The sequence below is a fragment of the Priestia sp. P5_B4 genome (assembly GCF_056400385.1).
Genome location: NZ_JBFULJ010000587.1, coordinates 1 through 2,420 on the forward strand (window position 1 = coordinate 1; position 2,420 = coordinate 2,420).

Below are 2,420 nucleotides of genomic sequence, written 5' to 3' on the forward strand. Positions count from 1 at the left end.
ATATGAAAGTCTGCAGGTAGAGATATAAAAAGCACGGAACCCAGGGGCTCCGTGCTTTTGTTTTTACATATCCACAACTTCATTTACCGTTTTATTTACATCGTCACGCGTCATTTTTTCTTTTCCTTTCATCAAGGCGTTTAATGTTCCATCAGCAAGCGCTAACGGAATTTTACAGAAATGAAGGATCGGAAGCGATTTAACATCTTCTAAATATTTCTTTCCTAGTGAAAGATTGCGGCGAGCGTAGGCAAACATATCTTCTCTGCTCCAATTGTTAGGAAAGAAGCTGACTCCGCGCTCTGAATCTTCCGAGGTATTACGCAGGATATTAACAGACTGCAAGCCGCGTCCAAACGCAATAGCTAATTCTTTATCTGTTTCCGTGCCGTCATACCATTTCCAAATGTCATTAAGCATCACACCTACTAGACCAGCTACGTAGAACGTATAGTCATCTAAATCCGCTTCATTTTGAATATGCCAGTCTTTTTCTACCCAATCGGCCATTCCTTTGGCCATAATAGAAGTTGCATCTAATACTTGATCTGCAACTCCAGTCGGACAAAGCGCAATCCAGTTGCCGAGCTGAAGCGTTACGTCAGGTAAATCAGCTTGATAAGGACCTACTAATGCCATGTACTCGTCTTCGTTAAAAGACTTTTTTAACAGGTCACTAATGGCGTAAAGCAAGCGGCTTTTTACACCGGCTTCTAGCTCAGGGTGATCTTCAATTTCATCAATTGCCCTCATACATAAGTAAGCAGATCCTACTGCATCCTGCAATTCTGCCGGCAAATGGCTAATTGGAATAAAAAATGTTCGGCTTGTCTCTTTTAACATCACCATTGCGTTGTCGCGTAATTTGTTGGGTACACTCATTGATAACTAGCTCCTTTTTACATATCCACATGTCAAATTAGTTTAAGTTTTCATCTTATATACTATAGTAACAAAAAATGAGCATTTAATGGAGTTTAAAGATTACTTATTAACGATATTGTCATTATTTTGTAGTATTTGAACAGAGAAACTTGTAACATATACAAGTTTACACTACGATAATACTCGTTCAGTCTTCGTTTTACAGAAATAAATGGTTTATTTTTAAGAAAATTGCTGTCATGCTAATGGATTAGATGAGCTTTTAAAAAAGTATTCAACAGTAGGTTATACATAATATATAGGACAATACAGAGGTGAATGTATGAAAATTTTAATAGTAGAAGACGATGATAAAATATATGAATTAGTGAAAGAGAAATTTGAACAGTGGTCATTTGAAGTGGCTGGAGTAGAAGACTTTCAAAAGGTAATGGAAGTATTTATTGGAGAAAGCCCAGAGCTTGTTATTTTAGACGTGAATTTGCCTGTATATGACGGGTTTTACTGGTGTCAGCAAATACGTGCAGTTTCAAAAACTCCTATCGTCTTTCTTTCCTCTCGTGAACATCCAATGGATATTGTTATGGCAATGAATGTTGGGGCAGATGACTATATTCAAAAGCCGTTTAACTTGGATGTTCTTGTTGCTAAAGTGCAGGCCCTTCTGCGCAGAACGTATTCATATGGAGACACGATTTCAGACGTTATCGAGTGGAACGGCGCGGTGCTAGACTTAAAAAAAGGAAGTTTGCATTACAACGATCAAGAAATTCATTTAACGAAAAATGAATTTTTTATTTTACGGCTTCTTTTGGAAGAACGAGGCAAGATTGTATCGCGAGAAGAGCTTATGCGAAGGTTATGGGAAGATGAGAAATTTGTAAGTGACAATACGCTTTCTGTCAACATCACACGCATTCGCACCAAGCTGGAAGACATCGGGCTGAATGATAAAATTGTGACCAAAAAAGGCCAAGGATATTTGGTGAATTAAGATGTGGAAAAGTTTTTTAAGAGAGAGACTAAGCTGGATTTTATTTGTTCTTATATGGCTGAGTGTAATCGATGCTCTGCTGCTGCTTGAGTATGATATTAAGGTGTCGTCCACTTCGTTTTGGTATTTGAATCTATTAACGCTGTGTCTGCTGATTCTGTTTCTTTTATGGAGAGGAGTAAAAGAAAGAAGATTTCTAAAAAAGTTGAGCTTAATGCTGCGGAATGATGCGTACGATTTGCAAGAAATGCAGCCATATGTTCGAACAAAAGCAGATGAAGATATGCTGAGTTTGCTGCAGCATATAGATCGTGTGTATCGCAGACAAACTCATGCTCTTCACGTACAGCAGCGAGAGCAGCAGGAATATGTAACGACTTGGGTTCATGAGATCAAGACGCCGCTTACTGCGATGAAGCTGCTTATTAATGCTCATCGTACAGAGCTTTATAAATGGCCTTGGCTAAAGGATATTGAAGATGAGTGGATGAAAATTGACGGATTAGTAGATCAGAATTTATATTCTGCACGCCTGCAGTAC

General features: G+C 38.4%; 3 protein-coding genes. 2 read left to right on the forward strand and 1 reads right to left on the reverse strand.

Features of this window, described 5'->3' with window-relative positions; genetic code table 11:
• Positions 1–63 precede the first annotated feature (63 nt).
• Positions 64–882: a squalene/phytoene synthase family protein gene (locus AC1DRF_RS23310; RefSeq protein WP_013058559.1), complete on the reverse strand. Its 819-nt coding sequence runs from the start codon at positions 880–882 to the stop codon at positions 64–66.
• A gap of 325 nt (positions 883–1,207) precedes the next feature.
• Between AC1DRF_RS23310 and AC1DRF_RS23315 the strand changes: the two genes are divergently transcribed.
• A complete protein-coding gene (locus tag AC1DRF_RS23315; protein ID WP_427075120.1) occupies positions 1,208–1,879 on the forward strand; it encodes a response regulator transcription factor in 672 nt (223 codons plus the stop codon).
• A 1-nt stretch (position 1,880) separates the two neighbouring features.
• A partial coding sequence (locus AC1DRF_RS23320; protein ID WP_477741813.1) for an ATP-binding protein occupies positions 1,881–2,420 on the forward strand: 540 nt, incomplete at its 3' end.

What these genes read in the sequence shown, in the direction of transcription:
- AC1DRF_RS23310 (WP_013058559.1), bottom strand. Translation starts at nt 882, where the DNA reads ATGAGTGTACCCAACAAATTACGCGACAACGCAATGGTGATGTTAAAA.
- AC1DRF_RS23315 (WP_427075120.1), top strand. Translation starts at nt 1,208, where the DNA reads ATGAAAATTTTAATAGTAGAAGACGATGATAAAATATATGAATTAGTG.